This is a genomic window from Avibacterium volantium (assembly GCF_049366555.1).
In the GTDB taxonomy this organism is placed as follows: domain Bacteria; phylum Pseudomonadota; class Gammaproteobacteria; order Enterobacterales; family Pasteurellaceae; genus Avibacterium; species Avibacterium volantium_A.
This window is the reverse complement of sequence record NZ_JBMMGT010000016.1, coordinates 21,702-43,239: the sequence shown is the minus strand read 5'-3', so window position 1 is coordinate 43,239 and position 21,538 is coordinate 21,702. Positions and strand designations below refer to the sequence as shown.

Genomic DNA, 21,538 nt, shown 5'->3' with positions numbered 1-21,538 from the left:
TCACCTCAAATCTCGCTCAACGCGATTTTCACAACCACTTTGCGAATATGGCACGATTGTTCATCAATACAAGCAGGGCGGTGAACATCTTCAGGGAAGAAAATCGCAAAATTACCTTTTCTCATCACCAATTCACTCTCATTTTCTGCTGATTGATAAAAAAGAATATCGCGTTCTGGATTATATTCCTGAGCAATAGGATTACTGCCCAGATCTGGAGCCACACCAATCCGCTCTTGTCCGCAGTGTAAATATTGCACATCAAGATAATGGCGATGTACTTCGGGCAAGATTTCTGCTTTGGGTTTAGTTTCCAAATCCAAAACCTGTGCAAAAATCAACCGCTCTTTAATTAGATATTGCCCTGCTGGCAGTTGATCAAAATCAGTATTTTTCAAATACGCCAATGCAATCTGAATGGACTCTGGAAAAGCCTTTGCATTGAAATGATTAATATGCCCAAAGTACATTGCTCACTCCTTTTATTCACTCATCACACTATAATGCTTTCAACTTCGCCCATACAGTATCATCAACAGGAATACCCTTTGCTTTATTTTCCGCTAAAATCGTTGTGAATTCGTGTCCAGGGAGGCGAACTGCAACATCAGGATCAGCACGTTCCGCAGTTCTCACATATTCCATAATGCGGTTAAGTTTTTCATCCTTCGTTTTCCCATCAATTAAGCGATCAACCTCAATGGCAATAAAGACTTGAGAGACGCAATATTCGTCATCTTTATCTTCTGTAACGGCAGCGGTGGATAAGCCATTAGAAAGTAAAGTGGCAATCATATCTAACACGATTGAAAGCCCAGATCCTTTCCAAAAGCCCATTGGTAATAAACGACGATTTTTCTCAACCGTAGCAGGATCACGGGTCAAATTACCATCATCATCAAATCCTGCATCAACAAAGGTTTGGCGACCTGCTAGGCGATGAACTTCTAACATTCCATAGGAATACATAGAACAAGACATATCGACCATCGTAATTGGGTTCGTTGGCACGGCAATAATCAGTGGGTTTGTACCAATACGGCATTCTTTTGCTCCCCAAGGTGGCATAACCGCTAACGCATTTGTCCAACAAATACCGATATAGCCCTTCTCTGCGGCTTGCCAACCATAACTTCCGCCACGCATCCAGTGGTTTGCATTACGCAATGCAACAACCCCAATACCATATTGATCCGCAATTTCCATTGCACGATCCATCATTTTTTTCGCCGTTAAATTACCGATGGCTTGATGAGCGTCCCATTGCTCAATCGCGCCTAACGACAATACTTTTGTTGGCACAGCTTCTGGCACAATATCACCATTTTCTAATTGTTGGATAAAACGTGGGAAGCGGTTCACACCGTGGGAATAAGCACCGGCCTGTGTGGTATCAGCAAACACTGTGGCACATTCTTCCGCAATTTCCTCACGCACATTGCGTGCAAGTAAAACGCGTTTAAATTCAGCTTTTAAATCTTCATAGGAAACTAACATAACGACCTCTTATTTCATATTGTGAAATTATGTTCCATAAATTACATTATTAAGCAAAATAAAGTCAATCTTCCACAAAAAATAAAAAACTATTAAAATCAATTAGTTAAAATATTTTTTCTCAATTTGTGATCAATCTCTCATTTATTTGAAATTTTATTCCACAATATGAAATGGAGAGGGTATAGTAAGTTTGTTAGACTAAATGCTTAAAAATAGCTTGGAGAATCACTATGTCTGAAGATAAAGTTGGTGGCAATCAAAGCCTCATTCGAGGGCTTCGTTTAATTGATATTTTGAGCGACTTTCCAAATGGATGCCCACTTGCAAAATTAGCTGAAATTTCACAGTTAAATAAAAGTACCGTACATCGTTTATTACAAGGATTGCAAACCGAAGGCTATGTACAACCATCAGGAATTGCAGGAAATTATCGTTTAACAACAAAATGCTTAGGAATAGGGCAAAAAATGCTTGCTTCGTTAAACATTATTAATGTTGCAGCACCTTATTTAGAAGAGCTTAACCTTAGCCTTGGCGAAACCGTCAATTTCTCTAAAAGAGAAGATGATCACGCCATTATGATCTATAAACTTGAACCCACCACAGGTATGCTACGAACCCAAGCCTATATCGGACAACGATTGCAGCTTTACTGTTCAGCAATGGGCAAACTTTACCTTGCTTACGAAAAGAATGAAGATTATCTCGCCCATTATTGGCAACAACAAAAACATAATATCAAGCAGCTTACCAGCAACACCGTCACGGATATTCATTTAATGGAAAAAGAGCTAAATGATATTCGACAAGAACAATTCGCAATGGATAGAGAAGAGAATGAAATCGGTGTGGTTTGCGTGGCTTGCCCAGTTTTTAATTACCACGGAATTGTAGATTACGCAGTTTCAGTATCACTTTCATCTTATAAACTGCGTCAGATTGGTATTCCTTATCTGCTAAATAAAATTCAAAACGTAGCAAGGGCAATTTCAAAAGAATTAGGGTATGAAAATATCGCAGAATAAATTCTCCCAACGAAAAACAGGCTGGTTTCCCAGCCTTTTTATTTATAAAAAACTCGCGAATTTTACACCGCACTTTACTTTTTTGGCATTTGCCCTTTTGCTTAATGTAAGTTTTGCAAGGCGTAAACCTTGTAATCATCTAAATTCTTCACACTTTCCACTAAGGCTTCGGCAGCGGCGAGAGTGGTTTGGATAAACACTTTTTGTTGTAATGCGCTGCGGCGAATAGAGTGGCTGTCTTCCACACTTTCAGGCAGGCTGCCTACAGTGTTTATCACCATAGCGATTTCGCCGTTTTTGATCGCGTCCACAATATGTGGGCGGCCTTCACGCACTTTATTGACGATTTGTGCGAAGATACCGTTTTCGCGCAGGAAGTTCGCTGTGCCGATGGTGGCACATAAGCCGTAGCCTTGTTCTTGCAAGCGTTGGACGGTTGGCAATAAACGTGCTTTGTCTTTGTTATCCACAGAAAGGAATACTTTACCGGTTTTCGCAATGCGTTCGCCTGCGCCGAGTTGGGCTTTGATGAAGGCTTCAGCAAAGGTTTCGCCCACGCCCATCACTTCGCCAGTAGAGCGCATTTCAGGGCCTAAGATGGTATCTACCCCTGGGAATTTGATGAATGGGAAAACCGCTTCTTTCACTGCATAAAAGTGCGGTTGAATTTCGCCTTGAATTTGCTGTTCGCTTAGGCTCATTCCTGCCATTACACGCGCGGCGATTTTGGCTAATGGTCGCCCTGTGGCTTTGCTCACAAACGGCACAGTACGGCTGGCGCGTGGATTCACTTCTAACACATAAATCACGCCATCTTGCACGGCAAATTGCACGTTCATCAAGCCCACCACGTTCAAGGCTTTTGCCATTGCCGCCGTTTGACGGCGGATTTCATCTTGAATTTCTGTGCTTAAGGAATAAGGCGGCAGAGAGCAAGCGCTATCACCGCTGTGAATCCCCGCTTGTTCAATATGCTGCATAATGCCACCGATCACCACTTGGCTGCCGTCGCAAATGCAATCTACGTCCACTTCAATGGCGTTATTTAAGAAGTGATCAAGCAAAATTGGGCTGTCGTCCGACACTTGCACCGCCTCACGCATATATTGATTGAGTTCGTCCACGTTATACACGATTTGCATTGCTCGTCCGCCTAGCACATAAGAAGGGCGCACCACTAGCGGATAGCCCACTTCTTCCGCCAATTTCACCGCATCAATGGCATTGCGTGCGGTGCGGTTGTTTGGCTGTTTTAAACCGAGCTGTTGTAAAATTTGTTGGAAGCGCTCGCGATCTTCGGCTGCGTCAATGCTGTCTGCGGACGTGCCGATAATATTCACGCCATTTTCCGCTAAAGCATTGGCAAGTTTCAATGGGGTTTGACCGCCATAATGCACGATCACTCCATAAGGCTGTTCAACGTGAATGATTTCTAACACATCTTCAAGGGTGAGCGGCTCAAAATAAAGGCGATCTGAGGTGTCAAAATCGGTGGAAACCGTTTCAGGGTTGCAGTTCACCATAATGGTTTCAAAGCCGCTTTCACGCAAGGCAAGGGCGGCGTGTACACAGCAATAATCAAACTCAATACCTTGCCCGATGCGGTTCGGCCCCCCACCTAAGATCATAATTTTTTTACGATCAGAAGGATTGGCTTCGCATTCTTCTTCATAGGTGGAATAAAGGTATGCGGTGTCGGATTTAAACTCGCCTGCACAAGTATCCACGCGCTTATAAACAGGGTGAAGATTGAAAGATTTGCGTAAATTTCGCACCGCACTTTCCGTGCTTTTCACCAACTGAGCAATACGTTTGTCGGAGAAACCTTTGCGTTTTAGGCGGCGAAGCTCTGCATAATCGAGCTGATCTAGTGTTTTTTGCTCAAGTGCCAATTCTTCTTGCACCAAATCTTGAATTTGCACTAAGAACCACGGGTCGATTTTGGAATAATGATGCACTTCTTCCAAACTAAAGCCCGCACCAAAGGCATCGGCAACGTAAAGAATGCGGTTCGGGCCGGGATTACCTAGCTCGGTGCGGATTTTCTCAGGGGCTTCGGAAAGCAAATTAAACCCACAAATGCCCGTTTCCAAACCACGCAAGGCTTTTTGTAAGCTTTCTTGGAAAGTGCGTCCCATTGCCATCACTTCGCCGACCGATTTCATTTGCGTAGTGAGGCGATCGTCCGCTTTCGGGAATTTTTCAAAGGCAAAACGTGGCACTTTGGTTACGACATAATCAATGGACGGCTCGAAAGAGGCAGGAATTAGCCCGCCCGTGATGTCGTTCCGCAATTCATTGAGCGTATAGCCCACCGCTAATTTTGCTGCCACTTTTGCGATGGGGAAGCCTGTGGCTTTCGAGGCAAGGGCAGAAGAACGGCTCACACGCGGGTTCATTTCGATCACGATCATTTCGCCGTTGGCAGGATTAATGGCAAATTGCACGTTTGAACCGCCCGTATCCACGCCGATTTCACGCAACACCGCAAGGCTGGCATTACGCATAATTTGATATTCTTTATCGGTGAGGGTTTGTGCGGGGGCAACGGTGATGGAGTCCCCCGTATGCACGCCCATTGGGTCAAAATTCTCAATGGAGCAGACGATAATGCAGTTATCCGCTTTATCACGCACCACTTCCATTTCGTATTCTTTCCAGCCTAACACCGATTGTTCGATAAGTAATTCGTGGGTTGGCGAGGCATCAAAACCACGTTCACAAATAGCGACAAATTCATCACGGTTATAGGCGATCCCACCGCCTGAACCGCCCATTGTGAAAGAGGGACGAATTAGGGTTGGGAAGCCCACTTCCGCCTGTGCCGCCCAAGCTTCATCAAAGGTATGGCAGACAAAGGATTTTGGTGTATTTAAGCCGATTTTCGCCATTGCTTCTTTAAAGCGCCCGCGATCTTCCGCTTTATCAATAGCATCTTCACTTGCACCGATCAGTTCCACACCGTATTTTTTTAGCACGCCATTTTTGGACAGATCTAAGGCGCAATTCAGCGCGGTTTGTCCGCCCATTGTTGGCAAAATGGCATCAGGACGCTCTTTCTCAATGATTTTTTCCACTGTTTGCCAAGTAATTGGCTCAATGTAGGTCACGTCCGCCATATCAGGATCGGTCATAATGGTGGCTGGATTAGAATTGACTAACACCACCTTATAACCTTCTTCACACAACGCTTTGCACGCCTGCGCGCCCGAATAATCAAATTCACACGCCTGCCCAATCACAATCGGGCCTGCACCGATAATTAATATTGTCTTTATGTCTGTACGTTTTGGCATTTTGGTTTCTCTTATAATATTTTTAACGTTGTGTATGGATTGTTAATCCAGCTTTGTGGCTCATTATTAGTTTTATTTTTGTTTAGCTTGTTCTAACGCCGCCACAAACTTATCAAACAAATATGCTACATCATTTGGGCCGGGGCTGGCTTCGGGGTGGCCTTGGAAAGAAAATGCCACTTGGTCGGTTAGCTCAATGCCTTGCACGGAATCATCAAATAAAGAGCGGTGGGTTATTTTCACGTTTTTTGGTAGGCTGTGTTCGTCCACTTCAAAACCGTGGTTTTGGCTAGTGATGAACACTTTTTGCGTATCCAGATCCTGCACAGGGTGGTTGGCGCCGTGGTGGCCAAATGGCATTTTTTTGGTTTTTCCGCCCACCGCGAGGCCTAATAATTGGTGACCTAAGCAAATGCCGAAAATTGGTTTTTTGCTTGCGATTAAGGTTTGGATAGCGCTGATGGCGTAATCACAGGGTTCAGGATCGCCTGGACCATTGGATAAGAAAATGCCGTCTGGTTGGTAAGCCAGCATTTGTTCGGCAGAAGTTTTGGCTGGTACCACAGTGATTTTACAGCCACGTTCTGCCAACATTCTGAGGATATTGTGTTTGACACCGAAATCATAAGCGACAATATGATATTTCTGCTCTGGCTGTGGATTATAGCCTTTGCCTAATTGCCATTCCCCTTGTGTCCATTCATAAGGCGCTTGGCAGGTAACTTGCTGGGCTAAATCTTTGCCTGCCATTGAGCCAAAACTTTGGGCAAGCGTCAGGGCTTTTTGTTCATCAATTTCGCCTGCCATAATGCAGCCAGCCATTGCGCCTTTATCACGCAATAAACGGGTTAAACGGCGTGTATCAATATCTGCAATGGCCACCACGTTATTGGCTTTTAGGTAATCGGCAAGGCTTTGATTGGCGCGGAAATTGCTGTGTAACAAAGGTAAATCGCGAATGATTAATCCGCTGGCGTACACCGCATTGCTTTCTTGATCTTCATTATTGGTGCCAGTGTTGCCAATATGGGGATAGGTTAGAGTAACGATTTGTTGGAAATAGGAAGGATCGGTCAAGATTTCTTGATAACCGGTCATTGACGTGTTAAACACCACTTCGCCAATGGTTGTGCCACTTGCGCCAATAGAGGTGCCGTGGAAAACGCTGCCGTCAGCCAAGACTAAAATTGCTGGACTAGACATAAAAAACTCCTTAATTGTAGGTGAACACTTACGAATGCTCATTAACCGAAATTTAGCAAAAAAACACCGCACTTTGGTTTGGTCTTTGGTTTGGCGTTTGCACTAAATTGCATTGGTGGTTAGCTCACGGGCTAAACTGGCTCATTCTAAAAGACAATAGCGCAATATTCAAGCAAATTCGTAAGGAATGAATAATATATTTATTCATTAATTTTGCATAAATAATCAATGTAATGCAAGCGATTTATTTTTCTCTGATTTATTTTGTAGATTTTCACCAAGTTGTTTACAATGTACCTTATTTTAAGTAACAAGGCTTATTTATGAAAAAATCCGTATTACTTGCCAGCGTGGTGTTGGGTTCTGCAATGCTGACAGGCTGTGCGACCATTGATCCGCAAACTGGTGAGCGCAAAGATCCTTTAGAGGGCTTTAACCGCGCAATGTTTGATTTTAACTATCATGTCGCTGATCCTTATCTTCTTAAACCTGTTGCAAAAGGCTGGAAAAACTATGTGCCGCAGCCAGTGAAAACGGGCATTATTAATGTGGCGAATAACCTTGATGAGCCAGCCAGTTTCGTCAATCGCCTATTGCAAGGTGAATTTAAAAAAGCAATGGTGCATTTCAATCGCTTCTGGATTAACAGTATTTTCGGCTTAGGCAGCTTGATTGACTGGGCAAGTGCAAGCCCACCATTACGCGTGGAAGAAAAACGCCGCTTCGGTGATACATTAGGTGCTTATGGTGTCGAAACGGGTACTTATGTGATGTTACCAATGTATGGACCTGCAACGCCACGCCAAGATCTAGGCAATTTAGTCGATACTACCTACCCAATGCTATCTTTGCTTGGCCCTTGGGGATTATTAAAATGGGGCATTCAAGGCATTGATAGTCGTGCCAAACTGCTTGATAAAGACGCCCTTTTACAACAAGCACAAGATCCTTATGTTACCTTCCGTGAAGCCTATTTCCAAAATTTGGAATATCATGTTAAAGATGGCAATGTGAGCAGTGAAACGCCCGCATTATCGGCTGACGAACTAAAAGAAATTGACTAAAGACTAAAAATAAGAAGGAATGAAAAATGGAAATGACCTCAACACAGCGTTTGATCTTAGCCAATCAATATAAATTAATGGGCTTATTAGATCCAAATAATGCGACGCAATATACACGCTTGGAGACGATCGTGAAAGGCGGATTTGGCTTAGAATTAAAAGAGTTAGACAAAGAGTTCTCTAACCTTTCAGAACAAGAATGCCAAACTGTGCGCGACACGCTGGAAATGTACCACGCCTTGCACGTTTCTTATAATAATCTCGGCGACAAATCTGCTGTTACGCCACACCGTTTACAATTTGCCGGTTATTGTGCTGTGCGTGAGAAAAAATACCTCAATTACTTACGTTTTATCACCAGTACAGAAGGCAAATACTCAGAATTTATGCAATGCGAACACGGTTGTGATTCTCAAACCCCAATGTGGGATAAATACATCAAAATGCTTGAAGCTTGGCGTAATTGCCCGCACGAATATCATTTGAGTATGGCTGAAATTCAAAAAATCCTGAACGCTTAATATAAGAAACCACCGTATCGTAAGTGCGGTGGTTTTTTGTGGAGTTTTAAAAAAGCAAAAGCCATCTATTGATGGCTTTTAGGAGAGTCATTATTGTAGTGGACGAGCAAGTTTTAGCTTTTTAATAGCCGCTTTTGCTTTTTCTTCATCAATCTGTTCAAGGTTTGCCCCACCAACAAAAACGCCCATTTTTATATACTGCCGAATAAAATAGTTCTTTCCGCCTTCTGTTGTAATATATAAATCGTTATTACCAAATTCTGAATCAGTAGAAACTTTATGTTTTCCAGCCGTAACTAACTTATAAAAATAAACTTTAGGAGCAGATTGCCCGATAAATTTATCGTCAATATAAAGATTTTTTCTTAATGCCGCCCCAAATGTGGAATCACGATAAATATACAACCCAGACATTGCTTTATTAGGGGTATCAAACCGCTTGGCTTGCACATCTTCTGCCTCTGAAGCCATAGGCACTTTCGCACAGCCCGTTAAAATCAACGTGCCAACTACCATTAAAACTGAAAGAATTTTTTTCATTTTATGCACCATTTAACCTTAATTAAAATAAATAGCTAAAGTTTACACCGATGGTATTGCTCTTAAATTCAATACTATTTTTAGCTTTTAACGTTACTCTACTGTAATCAAGTCCTGCAACGAAATTATCTGTAATTTTTGTTTTTACGCCAAAACCGTAACTAAATCCAACCGCACCGTGATTTTCAAAGTAAACATTGCTATTCCTAAACTCTGGATTATCTTCATTCATCGTGAAACTGCCTGCTTCTACCCCAATTTTGACATAAGGCAAGAAACGATCAAGTTGATAGCCTTGCAAATAATGTACGCCTACGCGGAAATTCTCTTTGGCGATTTCATTGCCCAAATCATCTTCTGTTTTATTATTCGGAAAACTAATTTTCCCCTCAACAATACCAACAAAATTATTGCCATAATCAAACATATAGCCACCAACAACGCCCGCACCAACAGAGCGAGAACTAGAGCCCGTATAATTACCATCATAATAGTTATAATCAAGTTCTTCCCAAGGTATAGAAAAAGACTGTTTATTAAAATCGACTTCACCCCCCACATAGAAGCCAGAAAAACCTTCAGCTTGGGCAAATAATGCTGTACTAGAAAGTAATGTAGCCACCAAATATTTTTTCATAACATTTCCCCTATTCATATTTATAAATTAATTTTTTGAAGTTTATTACGTTGTTCTTCCGAGAGTGTACGAATATCAATCACTGTCAATGCTCTTCCTTTACCTTTATTTAAAGTCGCTACAACATTTTCAGGTAAGCGATACATAGCCCCTGTTATCGGATCAATGACAAGTAATCCTAATGGTCCACCTATCGCAAAATTTCCCCAATACCAACCATCTAACGTCGCTTGAATTTCGATTGTTTCTTTTGTAAAACCTTTTTTATCAAAAGTAATGAGGTATTTTTCAGGTTTAAAATAACCAGAGCCAGATTTCAATTTAACCACTTGTGGGGTAATACCTTGGCTGACGATTTTCCCTTCTCTATTTGTAATCGTAAAATTTGCGCCCTCAGGGACTGATTGGATAGAAACAGGATAAGTGCTTTTACTCACAATCGTAGCACACCCTGTCAAGCCTAATGTTGTGGCTAATAACGCCACTTTTAATAAATTTTTCATAGATAAACCTCATTAAAGATGTAAAATGTCTGTTTTTAGAACGATGAAATTCTACAAAACTCATATAGTAAAAAACCATATATCAAAAAGACTGTTTTCTACTCATTTTGAGCTAGAATTGAACAAATGGAGCAGACAATGGCGATACACGAGAAAATTAGATTAATACGAGAAATGAATCATTGGTCGCAAGAAGAAATGGCAGAAAAAATGAACTTATCACCAAGTGGTTATGCAAAAATTGAGCGTGGAGAAACGCAATTACATTACGAAAAATTAAAGAAAATTGCACAAATTTTTGATATGGATATTTCTGAATTGGTCAAAGATGATCGTAATATTTGCTTTTTAATTAGTGAGAATAGCCAACTTAGCTCAAATTATTATGGTACAAGCGAAGCGGTTACCATTGAAAATGAAAAACTCAAATTAGCGTTAAGTTATAAAGATCAACTATTAGAACAAAAAGACAAAGAAATTGAATCCTTAAAAGAAATTATTGTGTTATTGAAAGCACAACACCGTAAAGAAAAATAAGTGCGGTGGTTTTTTTTACGATTTTTTCTTGAACTTACCCCAAACCTTGTCTTCTTGCCCACGCCATAGGCGTTGGATATTGTCGTGGTGGCGGTAAACGAGCAGGCAGCAGACTAGCGCCACTGGGAAGGTGAATTCAGGTTTGTACCACCATACATAAAAAGGAATGGTGATCGCGGCGATAACGGCACTTAAAGATGAATAGCCCGTGAGCAAGAATACCGCAAGCCAAGTGCCGAGCATCCACAGATCCACGCCCCAGCCGATAGGGGCGATTGCGCCAAATGCGGTGGCAACGCCTTTTCCGCCTTTAAATTTAAAGAAGATGGGGAAGATATGTCCTAAGCAAGCGGCCAGTGCAACCATGCCTAACTGAAATTGGGTTAAGCCAAGATAATAGCCCGCCCATACAGGAAGCATTCCTTTTAGAATATCAAAAATCAGCACTGCTAAGGCAGCCCAACGCCCGCCGATGCGTAGTACGTTAGTTGCACCAGGGTTGTGTGAGCCTGTGGTGCGCGGATCAGGTAGGCCTGCTAGGCGACAAAATAAAATGGCGCTCGAAATTGAACCGAGCAAATACGCACAGAACATATAAAAAAGGGTGAAAAGGCTCATTTTTACCTACCTGATTCGTCAAGTGAAAATAATGTATGGTTCAAAATCCATTTTTAGGATTGTATAAATAACGTTTTATTTAATTTTAAAGATTATTCACAACTAGGATTCTCAGTAAAACGTATATTGTAGTTAATGCTAAATAGGCTTTACATTAAACATATTATAACTAGATAAGCATTAGTGTACCCACTACGATCAGGCTTTATTTGTTTATGGATAATAAGGGAAGCTGTAGATTAGTGATTTTACTATCAAATAATTTCTAGGTAGAAAATAGTTTTAGTAATCCAGCAAATGTAAGAGATGAAAGTAATAAAATGCCATATTAACTAAAACTAAACAAAAACTGCTTGGTATTCACCAAGCAGTTTGGTGTGAATTAGAAAGGAATATCATCATCTAATGGAACGTCATCAATCACTGGCTGCGGCGCGGGTGTTGGTTGTGGTGCAGCTTTTGGTGCTTGATATGCAGGCTGTGTAGGTTGAGCATATTGATTGCCCCCTTGTTGAGCTGCATAGCCACCACCTTGTTGGGCATATCCCCCGCCTTGCGGTGCATAGCCGCCTTGACCACGTTCTGCGCGGCTGTCTAACATTTGTAGCACATCGCCTTGGATTTCCGTGGTGTAGCGATCTTGGCCATTTTGATCTTGCCATTTGCGCGTTCTTAAACGCCCTTCAACATAAACTTTTGAACCTTTGCGCAAATATTCACCCACAATTTCAGCTTGACGGCGATAGAACACAATGCGATGCCATTCAGTGATTTCACGGCGTTCACCGGTATTTTTATCCATCCAGCTTTCACTGGTTGCTACGCTAATGTTCGCCACAGCTTCGCCATTTGGCATTGTGCGAATTTCAGGATCGTTTCCTAGGTTTCCTACGATAATAACTTTGTTTACTCCAGCCATAAATTCCTCTGTCTGATGTTAATTACGATAAAATTTTCGCTATTTTGCCCTAAAAAAAGAGAAAAAGCTATTAGTTCCAGACAAATCAACTGGATATTTGCACAGTTATTTCAGATTATGCGATAATGATCGCAAAATTACCTTAAATTGCTTGAACAGACGAAACGATTATGGAAAAAATAGAAGTGCGTGGGGCGAGAACCCATAATTTAAAAAATATTAATCTGACTATTCCGCGTGATAAATTGATTGTGATTACAGGGCTTTCTGGCTCGGGGAAATCTTCACTGGCCTTTGATACCCTTTATGCCGAAGGGCAACGCCGTTATGTGGAATCCCTTTCTGCGTATGCGCGCCAGTTTTTATCGTTAATGGAAAAGCCAGATGTGGATCATATTGAAGGGCTATCCCCTGCGATTTCCATTGAACAAAAATCCACCTCGCACAATCCACGTTCTACGGTGGGTACGATCACGGAAATTCACGACTATTTGCGTTTGCTATTTGCTCGTGTGGGCGAACCGCGCTGCCCAAATCATCATATTCCGTTGGCGGCGCAAACCATTAGTCAAATGGTGGATAAGGTGCTGGCATTACCGGAAGAAAGCCGAATGATGTTGCTTGCCCCTGTGGTGAAAGATCGCAAAGGGGAACATATTAAAATTTTAGAGCATATTGCCGCGCAAGGTTATATCCGCGCCAGAATTGATGGGGAAATTTGCGATCTTTCTGAGCCACCAAAATTAGAATTACAGAAAAAGCACACCATTGAAGTGGTGGTGGATCGCTTTAAAGTCCGTCCAGATTTGGCAACCCGTTTAGCGGAATCCTTTGAAACAGCATTAGAACTTTCTGGCGGCACGGCAGTGGTGGCGAATATGGACGATCCGAAAGCGGAAGAATTGCTGTTTTCCGCAAACTTTGCTTGTCCGCATTGTGGTTATTCCGTGCCTGAACTTGAGCCACGCTTGTTTTCCTTTAATAACCCAGCCGGGGCTTGCCCGACTTGTGATGGCTTGGGGGTTCAGCAATATTTTGATGAAAAACGCGTGGTGCAAAATCCAAGCATTTCCTTAGCAGGTGGGGCGATTAAAGGTTGGGATCGGCGTAATTTCTATTATTACCAGATGCTGACTTCTCTCGCCAAACATTATGGTTTTGACGTGGAAAGCCCGTTTGAAGATTTACCTAAAAAAATTCAACACATTATTTTGCACGGTTCAGGTAAAGAAGAAATTGAATTCCAGTATATGAATGACCGTGGTGATGTGGTGCTACGCCGCCATAGTTTTGAAGGCATTCTCAATAATATGGCGCGCCGTTATAAAGAAACAGAATCAATGTCAGTGCGTGAAGAATTGGCGAAAAATATCAGCACGCGTCCTTGTAAAGATTGCGGTGGCTCGCGTTTACGCCCTGAAGCGCGCAATGTTTTTATTGGCGAAACAAATCTACCTGAAGTTTCCGAAAAGAGCATTGGTGAAGCCTTTAACTTTGTGGATAGCCTTACTCTAAGCGGACAGCGCGCACAAATTGCCGATAAAATTCTCAAAGAAATCAAAGAGCGGTTGCAATTTTTGGTCAATGTGGGGCTGAATTATCTTTCTCTTTCTCGTTCTGCCGAAACTCTTTCTGGTGGTGAAGCGCAACGTATTCGTCTAGCTAGCCAAATTGGTGCGGGCTTGGTTGGTGTGATGTATGTGCTTGATGAGCCTTCCATTGGCTTGCATCAACGAGATAATGAACGCTTACTTAACACCTTGATTCACCTAAGAAATTTAGGTAACACGGTGATTGTGGTGGAACACGATGAAGATGCTATTCTAGCGGCAGATCATATTATTGATATTGGCCCGGGTGCTGGCGTGCACGGCGGCAGCGTGGTGGCTCAAGGTACAGCGCAAGAAATTATGCTAAATCCAAACTCACTGACGGGGAAATTCTTATCTGGGAAAGAAAAAATAGAAATTCCAAAAAAACGCACCGCACTTGATAAAGAAAAAATCTTAAAACTCAAAGGCGCTGCGGGCAATAATCTGAAAAATGTCAATTTAGAAATCCCTGTGGGCTTGTTTACTTGTGTAACAGGCGTATCGGGGTCGGGCAAATCTACGCTGATTAACGATACCCTATTCCCACTCGCGCAAAGTGCTTTAAACCGTGCGGAAAATGCGCAAGCTGCACCACATAAATCCATTCAAGGATTAGAATTTTTTGACAAAGTGATTGATATTGATCAAAGCCCAATTGGACGCACGCCACGCTCCAATCCTGCTACTTACACAGGATTATTCACGCCAATTCGCGAATTATTCGCAGGCGTGCCAGAATCCCGTGCGCGTGGTTATAACCCAGGGCGCTTTAGTTTCAATGTGCGTGGTGGACGTTGCGAAGCCTGCCAAGGGGACGGTGTGATCAAAGTCGAAATGCACTTCTTGCCCGATGTGTATGTGCCTTGCGATCAGTGTAAAGGCAAACGCTACAATCGCGAAACTTTGGAAATTCGCTACAAAGGCAAAACCATTAATCAAGTGTTGGATATGACCGTGGAAGAAGCGCGAGAATTTTTCGATGCCATTCCACAAATTGCGCGCAAATTGCAAACCTTGATGGACGTAGGGCTATCCTATATTCGTCTAGGGCAATCTTCCACCACCTTATCTGGCGGTGAAGCGCAACGGGTGAAATTGGCGACCGAGTTATCAAAACGTGATACAGGAAAAACCTTGTATATTCTTGATGAACCCACAACTGGCTTACATTTTGCGGATATTAAACAGCTCCTTGAAGTGCTACATCGCTTGCGTGATCAGGGCAACACCATTGTGGTGATTGAGCATAATTTAGATGTGATTAAAACTGCAGACTGGATTGTGGACCTTGGCCCAGAAGGGGGAAGCGGCGGCGGAGAAATTATCGCCACAGGCACACCAGAGCAAGTGGCGAATGTGAAAGGTTCGCACACCGCACGGTTTTTAAAACAAATTCTTGCAAAGTAAAAAGAACAAAATAAAAGTGCAGTAATTTTTTCAGCAGATTTGATAAAAAATTTCTGTCATCAATGCTGATTTTTTGATACATTTAGCGCAATTTTTCTCACACTTACGCGTGAGTGTTTTTTATACAGTTACTTTAACGGAATTCTTATGTTATTTAAAAAAATTCGTGGTTTATTCTCAAACGATCTTTCTATTGATTTAGGCACAGCGAACACATTAATTTATGTGAAAGGGCAAGGAATCGTGCTAAATGAACCTTCTGTGGTGGCAATTCGTCAAGGCCGTGCAGGATCGATGAAAAGCATTGCGGCAGTAGGGAAAGAAGCAAAATTAATGCTCGGCCGTACACCGAAAAGCATTTTAGCCATTCGCCCAATGAAAGATGGCGTTATCGCGGATTTCTCGGTAACCGAAAAAATGTTGCAATACTTCATTAAACAAGTACATAGCGGCAACTTTATGCGTCCAAGCCCGCGAGTTTTAGTCTGCGTGCCAGCAGGCGCAACCCAAGTGGAACGCCGTGCAATTAAAGAATCTGCCTTAGGTGCAGGTGCGCGCGAAGTGTACTTAATTGAAGAGCCAATGGCTGCGGCAATCGGGGCTAAATTGCCTGTTTCCACCGCAACAGGATCAATGGTGATTGATATTGGTGGCGGTACAACGGAAGTCGCGGTGATTTCTTTAAACGGCATCGTTTATTCTTCTTCTGTGCGCATTGGTGGCGACCGTTTTGATGAAGCCATTATCGCCTATGTGCGCCGCACTTTTGGTTCTATTATTGGCGAACCAACCGCAGAGCGCATTAAAGAAGAGATCGGCACGGCATATATTCAAGAAGGTGATGAAATTAAAGAAATGGAAGTTCACGGCCATAACCTTGCCGAAGGCGCGCCAAGAACCTTTACCTTAAACTCACGCGATGTGTTAGAAGCGATTCAACAGCCATTAAACGGCATTGTTACTGCAGTGCGTACTGCGCTTGAAGAATGTCAGCCAGAACACGCAGCGGATATTTTTGAACGCGGTATTGTGCTAACAGGTGGTGGTGCGTTATTGCGTAATATTGATATTTTATTATCGAAAGAAACTGGCGTGCCTGTGATTGTTGCTGATGATCCACTGACCTGTGTTGCTCGTGGTGGTGGCGAAGCATTAGATATGCACGGTGCTGATATTTTCAGTGACGATATTTAATTTGCAATGTTATAAAAGTGCGGTCAAAAAATGCTAAAAATTTGACCGCACTTCTTTCTGAGCCATATTAATGAAACCGATCTTTGGAAAAGCTCCCTACCTTGGCATTCGTTTAATTTTTGCCGTGATTGCTTCTATTGTGCTGATTTTATTTGATGGGCAAACCAACACAATGATAAAAGCACGTAGCATAATGGAAACGGCAATCGGTGGCGTTTATTATCTTGCCAACACCCCTAGAACCGTATTAGACGGTGTGTCTTACAATCTTGTTGATACCAACAAATTACAAATCGAAAACAAAGTCCTAAGAGAACAACTGCGCGAAAAAAATGCCGACTTACTGTTATTGGATCAACTGAAAGTAGAAAACCAACGCTTACGTTTATTGCTAAATTCGCCATTGCGCACCGATGAATACAAAAAAATCGCTGAGGTTTTAACCGCAGAAACTGATGTTTATCGCCAGCAAGTGGTCATTAACCAAGGGGAAAATGACGGTGCTTATGTGGGGCAACCAGTTATTGATGAAAAAGGCGTAGTAGGGCAGATTATTTCTGTAGGAAGCAACACCAGTCGCGTGCTGTTACTAACGGACGTTACCCATTCCATTCCTGTGCAAGTATTGCGTAATGATGTTCGTGTGATCGCCAGCGGTACAGGGCACAGTGATGAGCTCACCCTAGACAACGTGCCACGCTCAGTGGATATTGTGAAAGGGGATTTACTGGTTACATCTGGGCTAGGTGGACGTTTCCTTGAAGGCTACCCTGTCGCCATTGTGGAAAATGTATCGCGTGATGGAAAGAATTATTTCGCTACTATCACAGCGAAACCACTCGCATCGATTGAGCGTTTACGTTATGTCTTACTTTTATGGCCAACCAATGAAGATATGCGTAAAGTAAATTCTAGTACGCCAGAAGATGTGCGCAAAGCTGTTCGTCAGCGTCTTGAAACTCAGAAAAAGCAAGAAATTGTGCAACCGTCTATGACAGCGGAAGAGCCAGAAGAAAAACCATCAACTCCAACTTTAGAGGAGATTCATACGGAACAAATGGAAATGCCTTCTGAACCTGTTGATCCTGAATTGCAACATTATCGAGAGGAAGATTAATGCGAGGTCGTGCTGTTTTACAATTATTGTTTATTGTATCCACCTTTTTAATTGCAATGGTGTTAGAAATTGCACCTTGGCCAACTAGCCTGCATAATTTCAAGCCTGCGTGGTTATTGCTGGTCTTAACTTATTGGATCTTAGCAATGCCTTCAAAAATTAGTGTCGGTACAGCATTTCTTATGGGAATAGCTTGGGATCTTGTACTCGGTTCAACCTTGGGAATCCACGCGTTAGTGCTTTCTGTTTTTGCTTATTTGCTTGCGGTGAATAGCGTATTAATTCGGAATTTATCTTTATGGATGCAAGGAATATTTGTTATTCTCGCTGTTTTTGGTGTCAGAATAGGAATTTTTATCGTTGAGCTATTCTTGCATAGTGCGGTCTTTAATTGGCAAGAGATTTTTGGCGCAATTACCACTGGCGTATTGTGGCCTTGGATATTCTTGTTATTGAGAAAAGTAGCGAAGCAATTCCATATTGGATAATACTGTTAATGAATTAGAAATAATTTAGATCTCTTTTAATTGGATAAACTTAATTAGTAAATTAAATTGAAAGAGATTTTTATTGTTGAATAAGAAATATAACAAAAACTTATAAAGTTTTCAGATGTAATAGAGTTATAAAAGAAAAAGAGTGGTGGGCGATACCGGTCTCGAACCAGTGACCCCCTCCTTGTAAGGGAGGTGCTCTCCCAACTGAGCTAATCGCCCGACAGAATGCTATTTCTAGCTATCGGATTTAACTTTGTGAAAAGTTAAACTGGGAACTTAAACTAGCGTGGTGGGCGATACCGGTCTCGAACCAGTGACCCCCTCCTTGTAAGGGAGGTGCTCTCCCAACTGAGCTAATCGCCCACGTTAGTTTAAGCGTTACAACACAAGTCCTTAAAAAAGTGGTGGGCGATACCGGTCTCGAACCAGTGACCCCCTCCTTGTAAGGGAGGTGCTCTCCCAACTGAGCTAATCGCCCTTGTGTTGTGGGTTGGCATTATAAGTGTTCTCAAAACACAGTCAATAAGTTTTTGCATATTTTTGTTTAAGTGTTGTAAAAATAAACATAAACTTGCTTTTTTTATCGTGAATTAGATGAACTCATAGTACAATACCGCTGATTTAATTTTACTGTAAACAAAGGTTATAAATAAAATGAAAGCAGAACCGCTATTTAATTTAGATCCGTCCGTGAAAGTTCGTACTCGCTTTGCGCCTAGCCCAACAGGCTATTTGCACGTCGGTGGCGCAAGAACTGCATTATATTCTTGGTTATTTGCAAAACATAACCAAGGTGAATTTGTATTACGCATTGAAGATACCGATCTAGAACGTTCTACGCCAGAAGCCACCCAAGCAATTTTGGAAGGAATGGAATGGCTTAATTTAGCTTGGGATCATGGCCCTTATTACCAAACGAAACGTTTTGATCGTTATAATCAAGTGATTGATCAAATGCTTGAACAGGGCTTGGCTTATCGTTGCTATTGTTCTAAAGAGCGCTTAGAAAATTTACGCAACGAGCAAGAGAAAAATAAAGAAAAACCACGCTATGATGGTTATTGCTTACATCACGCGCCTGAAGATCCTGATGCCTCTCACGTTGTGCGTTTCAAAAATCCACAAGAAGGTTCCGTGGTATTTGATGATGCCGTGCGTGGACGCATTGAGATTAGTAACAGTGAGCTTGATGATTTAATTATCCGCCGTACTGATGGTTCACCAACATATAACTTCTGCGTGGTGATTGATGACTGGGATATGGGTATTACACACGTTGTACGCGGCGAAGACCACATCAATAATACCCCACGCCAAATTAATATTTTGAAAGCGTTAAATGCGCCAATTCCAACCTATGCACACGTTTCAATGATCCTAGGTGATGACGGACAGAAATTGTCTAAACGCCACGGCGCAGTGAGCGTTATGCAATATCGTGATGATGGCTTTCTTCCTGAAGCATTGCTCAACTATTTAGTACGCTTAGGTTGGGGACACGGCGACCAAGAGATTTTCTCCGTAGAAGAAATGATCAAGTTGTTTGAATTAACTCAGGTAAGCAAATCTGCCAGCGCATTTAACACAGAAAAATTGTTATGGTTAAACCATCATTATATTCGTGAATTGCCGCCTGAATATGTGGCTAAACACCTTGCTTGGCATTATCAACACCAAGGCATTGATACCAGCAATGGACCAGCATTAAGCGAAATTGTTATCATGCTCGGTGAGCGCTGTAAGACCTTAAAAGAAATGGCAACTACAAGCCGTTACTTCTTTGAAGATTTTGATCATTTTGACGAAAGTGCGGTGAAAAAACACTTTAAATCTGGAGCGGTTGAAGCACTTGAAAAAGTCAAAGAAAAATTGACCGCACTGTCTCAATGGACGGCTGAGCCAATTCACCAAGCCATTGAACAAACAGCTGAAGAACTCGGCGTAGGAATGGGGAAAGTAGGAATGCCATTGCGTGTTGCCGTAACAGGCGCAGGGCAATCTCCGTCAATGGACGTCACCCTAGTTGGCATCGGACGTGATCGCTCCCTCGCCCGCATTCAAAAAGCGATTGATTTCATCAAGGCATAACACGCCTAATGTAAGACGCTTAATATTTAATCTAGCGAATGAATACAGTGAATTTAATATTGACAGCATTCATTCCGCTAATTATTATAAGCGACATATTTACGGGGATATAGCTCAGTTGGGAGAGCGCTTGAATGGCATTCAAGAGGTCGTCGGTTCGATCCCGATTATCTCCACCAGATTTTAAAGCCTTGAAAGAAATTTCAAGGCTTTTACTTTTTATAGCCTATATAATATTCTAATTTTCAACGCATTATTTTTCAGCAAAGATTACTCCACTTTCTTTCTCATATAATACTTGAACCCTCGCACCTAGGGGCAAAGATTGTTGGCTTGTAATGATGAGTTGTAAGCCAGCCATTTCCACTTGATATTTATAATAAGCGCCTAGAAAGCGTTGTTGGCGAATAATGCCGTTGGCTTGTGTTGGGGTATCTGCCACGCGTAATTGTAGCTGTTCGGGGCGGATTGCGAGATAACTCGGTGCTTTTTGTGATTGATGGGTGGAACACAAATGCACGCCAAGTAGCGATTGGCAATGCTGATCATCAATAGGCTGGCAAGGCAGATAATTCATTTCTCCCAAAAAGTTGGCGACAAAAGGGCTGTTTGGCTGTTGATAAACCGTGCTTGGCGCGCCGATTTGGCAGATTTTTCCTTGGTTCATTACCGCTAATTTATCCGCAAAGAGAAAGGCTTCTTCTTTGCTATGGGTAACGAAAATGGCGGGAATATGCTGTTGTTTGAGAATATAGCGAATTTCTTCGATCATTTGATGACGAACTTGGCTGTCAATGTTAGAAAAAGGCTCATCAAGCAATAATAATTTGGGCTGACAAGCTAGCGCGCGGGCAATGGCAACGCGCTGTTGTTGCCCGCCCGAAAGCTCGTGGGGATAGCGTTTTTCTAACCCTTGCAAATGCACAAGTGCGGTCATTTTTTGTAAGGTTTTTGCTTGCTCGCTTTTATTTATTTGATGCAAACCAAATAGAATATTTTCTGCCACGGTTAAATGGGGAAAAAGGGCATAATCTTGAAAGATCAGCCCTATTTCTCGCTCATTCGCATCAAGATGTTGAATTTCTTTGTCTTGCAAACGAATATTACCTGCGCTCAGTGGGATTAATCCAGCAATGGCTTTGAGTAAGGTGGTTTTTCCGCAGCCACTAGCGCCGAGCAAACACACAATATCATCATTTTCAATGGATAAATTAAGATCTTGCAAAATGGGCTGATTGTTATAGCAGCAGGTTAAACGGGTAATATCTAAGGTATTCATT

Annotated in this window: 19 protein-coding genes and 4 tRNA genes; 10 read left to right on the top strand and 13 right to left on the bottom strand. The window is 42.2% G+C overall.

Annotation, left to right across the window (positions count from 1 at the left end; all coding sequences use genetic code 11):
• Positions 1–5 precede the first annotated feature (5 nt).
• Together ACLS0A_RS06755 and yiaK are read right to left on the bottom strand one after the other, a co-directional pair.
• Complete coding sequence (locus ACLS0A_RS06755) at positions 6–470, bottom strand: YhcH/YjgK/YiaL family protein (RefSeq protein ID WP_416082821.1); 465 nt, start codon at positions 468–470, stop codon at positions 6–8.
• Between the two features lie 28 nt (positions 471–498).
• Positions 499–1,497: a 3-dehydro-L-gulonate 2-dehydrogenase gene (yiaK, locus tag ACLS0A_RS06750; RefSeq protein ID WP_330934090.1), complete on the bottom strand. Its 999-nt coding sequence runs from the start codon at positions 1,495–1,497 to the stop codon at positions 499–501.
• Positions 1,498–1,730: 233 nt separating this feature from the next.
• Between yiaK and ACLS0A_RS06745 the strand changes: the two genes are divergently transcribed.
• Positions 1,731–2,525, top strand: coding sequence for an IclR family transcriptional regulator (locus tag ACLS0A_RS06745; RefSeq protein WP_416082820.1), 795 nt, complete (start codon positions 1,731–1,733; stop codon positions 2,523–2,525).
• Positions 2,526–2,626: 101 nt separating this feature from the next.
• Here the strand turns inward: ACLS0A_RS06745 and carB are convergent, their stop codons facing one another.
• Together carB and carA are read right to left on the bottom strand one after the other, a co-directional pair.
• A complete protein-coding gene (gene carB, locus ACLS0A_RS06740; protein WP_423105273.1) occupies positions 2,627–5,821 on the bottom strand; it encodes a carbamoyl-phosphate synthase large subunit in 3,195 nt (1,064 codons plus the stop codon).
• A 72-nt stretch (positions 5,822–5,893) separates the two neighbouring features.
• Positions 5,894–7,024, bottom strand: a complete 1,131-nt coding sequence (gene carA, locus ACLS0A_RS06735) for a glutamine-hydrolyzing carbamoyl-phosphate synthase small subunit (RefSeq protein WP_416082818.1) — start codon at positions 7,022–7,024, stop codon at positions 5,894–5,896.
• A 323-nt stretch (positions 7,025–7,347) separates the two neighbouring features.
• Between carA and ACLS0A_RS06730 the strand changes: the two genes are divergently transcribed.
• Positions 7,348–8,088, top strand: a complete 741-nt coding sequence (locus ACLS0A_RS06730; RefSeq protein WP_416082817.1) for an MlaA family lipoprotein — start codon at positions 7,348–7,350, stop codon at positions 8,086–8,088.
• Positions 8,089–8,114: 26 nt separating this feature from the next.
• Entirely contained in the window at positions 8,115–8,609 is a 495-nt protein-coding gene (locus tag ACLS0A_RS06725) for a YfbU family protein (protein WP_416082816.1), read from the top strand.
• A gap of 90 nt (positions 8,610–8,699) precedes the next feature.
• On the opposite strand, the gene ACLS0A_RS06720 is transcribed toward ACLS0A_RS06725, so the two are convergent.
• From ACLS0A_RS06720 to ACLS0A_RS06710, 3 genes are read right to left on the bottom strand one after another with little or no spacing between them, the layout of a single operon-like run.
• Positions 8,700–9,149 carry a DUF2846 domain-containing protein gene (locus ACLS0A_RS06720; RefSeq protein ID WP_416082815.1) on the bottom strand — a complete coding sequence of 150 codons (450 nt, stop codon included), beginning with the start codon at positions 9,147–9,149 and terminating at the stop codon, positions 8,700–8,702.
• 22 nt (positions 9,150–9,171) lie between these two features.
• On the bottom strand, positions 9,172–9,786 hold the full coding sequence (locus ACLS0A_RS06715; protein WP_416082814.1) for an outer membrane protein: 615 nt from the start codon (positions 9,784–9,786) through the stop codon (positions 9,172–9,174).
• A gap of 20 nt (positions 9,787–9,806) precedes the next feature.
• Positions 9,807–10,289 (bottom strand): hypothetical protein, encoded by a 483-nt coding sequence (locus tag ACLS0A_RS06710; RefSeq protein ID WP_126370790.1) that lies wholly within the window; start codon positions 10,287–10,289, stop codon positions 9,807–9,809.
• Positions 10,290–10,427: 138 nt separating this feature from the next.
• Between ACLS0A_RS06710 and ACLS0A_RS06705 the strand changes: the two genes are divergently transcribed.
• A complete protein-coding gene (locus tag ACLS0A_RS06705; RefSeq protein ID WP_126370792.1) occupies positions 10,428–10,826 on the top strand; it encodes a helix-turn-helix domain-containing protein in 399 nt (132 codons plus the stop codon).
• A gap of 15 nt (positions 10,827–10,841) precedes the next feature.
• Here the strand turns inward: ACLS0A_RS06705 and plsY are convergent, their stop codons facing one another.
• Positions 10,842–11,444 (bottom strand): glycerol-3-phosphate 1-O-acyltransferase PlsY, encoded by a 603-nt coding sequence (gene plsY / locus ACLS0A_RS06700; RefSeq protein WP_416082813.1) that lies wholly within the window; start codon positions 11,442–11,444, stop codon positions 10,842–10,844.
• A gap of 382 nt (positions 11,445–11,826) precedes the next feature.
• Complete coding sequence (gene ssb, locus ACLS0A_RS06695) at positions 11,827–12,363, bottom strand: single-stranded DNA-binding protein (RefSeq protein WP_416082812.1); 537 nt, start codon at positions 12,361–12,363, stop codon at positions 11,827–11,829.
• A gap of 170 nt (positions 12,364–12,533) precedes the next feature.
• On the opposite strand from ssb, the gene uvrA reads away from it, so the two are divergent.
• The 4 genes from uvrA (at position 12,534) to mreD (ending at position 18,161) form a co-directional block, all read left to right on the top strand.
• The gene (gene uvrA / locus ACLS0A_RS06690) at positions 12,534–15,362 is read left to right on the top strand and encodes an excinuclease ABC subunit UvrA (protein ID WP_416082811.1); all 2,829 of its coding nucleotides are present in this window, start codon (positions 12,534–12,536) and stop codon (positions 15,360–15,362) included.
• A 147-nt stretch (positions 15,363–15,509) separates the two neighbouring features.
• Positions 15,510–16,556, top strand: a complete 1,047-nt coding sequence (locus tag ACLS0A_RS06685) for a rod shape-determining protein (protein ID WP_416082810.1) — start codon at positions 15,510–15,512, stop codon at positions 16,554–16,556.
• 70 nt (positions 16,557–16,626) lie between these two features.
• The gene (gene mreC, locus ACLS0A_RS06680) at positions 16,627–17,673 is read left to right on the top strand and encodes a rod shape-determining protein MreC (protein WP_126371369.1); all 1,047 of its coding nucleotides are present in this window, start codon (positions 16,627–16,629) and stop codon (positions 17,671–17,673) included.
• Positions 17,673–18,161 (top strand): rod shape-determining protein MreD, encoded by a 489-nt coding sequence (mreD, locus tag ACLS0A_RS06675; protein ID WP_103855256.1) that lies wholly within the window; start codon positions 17,673–17,675, stop codon positions 18,159–18,161. The genes mreC and mreD overlap by 1 nt, the downstream gene beginning before the upstream one ends.
• Before the next feature lie 152 nt (positions 18,162–18,313).
• On the opposite strand, the gene ACLS0A_RS06670 is transcribed toward mreD, so the two are convergent.
• The 3 genes from ACLS0A_RS06670 to ACLS0A_RS06660 all read right to left on the bottom strand — a co-directional run bounded on the left by ACLS0A_RS06670 (position 18,314) and on the right by ACLS0A_RS06660 (position 18,648).
• Positions 18,314–18,389, bottom strand: a tRNA-Val gene (locus tag ACLS0A_RS06670).
• Between the two features lie 68 nt (positions 18,390–18,457).
• Positions 18,458–18,533 (bottom strand) — tRNA-Val (locus ACLS0A_RS06665).
• 39 nt (positions 18,534–18,572) lie between these two features.
• Positions 18,573–18,648: transfer RNA gene (locus tag ACLS0A_RS06660), tRNA-Val, on the bottom strand.
• Positions 18,649–18,824: 176 nt separating this feature from the next.
• On the opposite strand from ACLS0A_RS06660, the gene gltX reads away from it, so the two are divergent.
• Positions 18,825–20,258: a glutamate--tRNA ligase gene (gene gltX, locus ACLS0A_RS06655; RefSeq protein WP_416082809.1), complete on the top strand. Its 1,434-nt coding sequence runs from the start codon at positions 18,825–18,827 to the stop codon at positions 20,256–20,258.
• Positions 20,259–20,361: 103 nt separating this feature from the next.
• A tRNA-Ala gene (locus ACLS0A_RS06650) sits at positions 20,362–20,437 on the top strand.
• 74 nt (positions 20,438–20,511) lie between these two features.
• Here the strand turns inward: ACLS0A_RS06650 and ACLS0A_RS06645 are convergent.
• Complete coding sequence (locus tag ACLS0A_RS06645) at positions 20,512–21,537, bottom strand: ABC transporter ATP-binding protein (RefSeq protein ID WP_416082808.1); 1,026 nt, start codon at positions 21,535–21,537, stop codon at positions 20,512–20,514.
• Position 21,538: the final 1 nt, after the last annotated feature.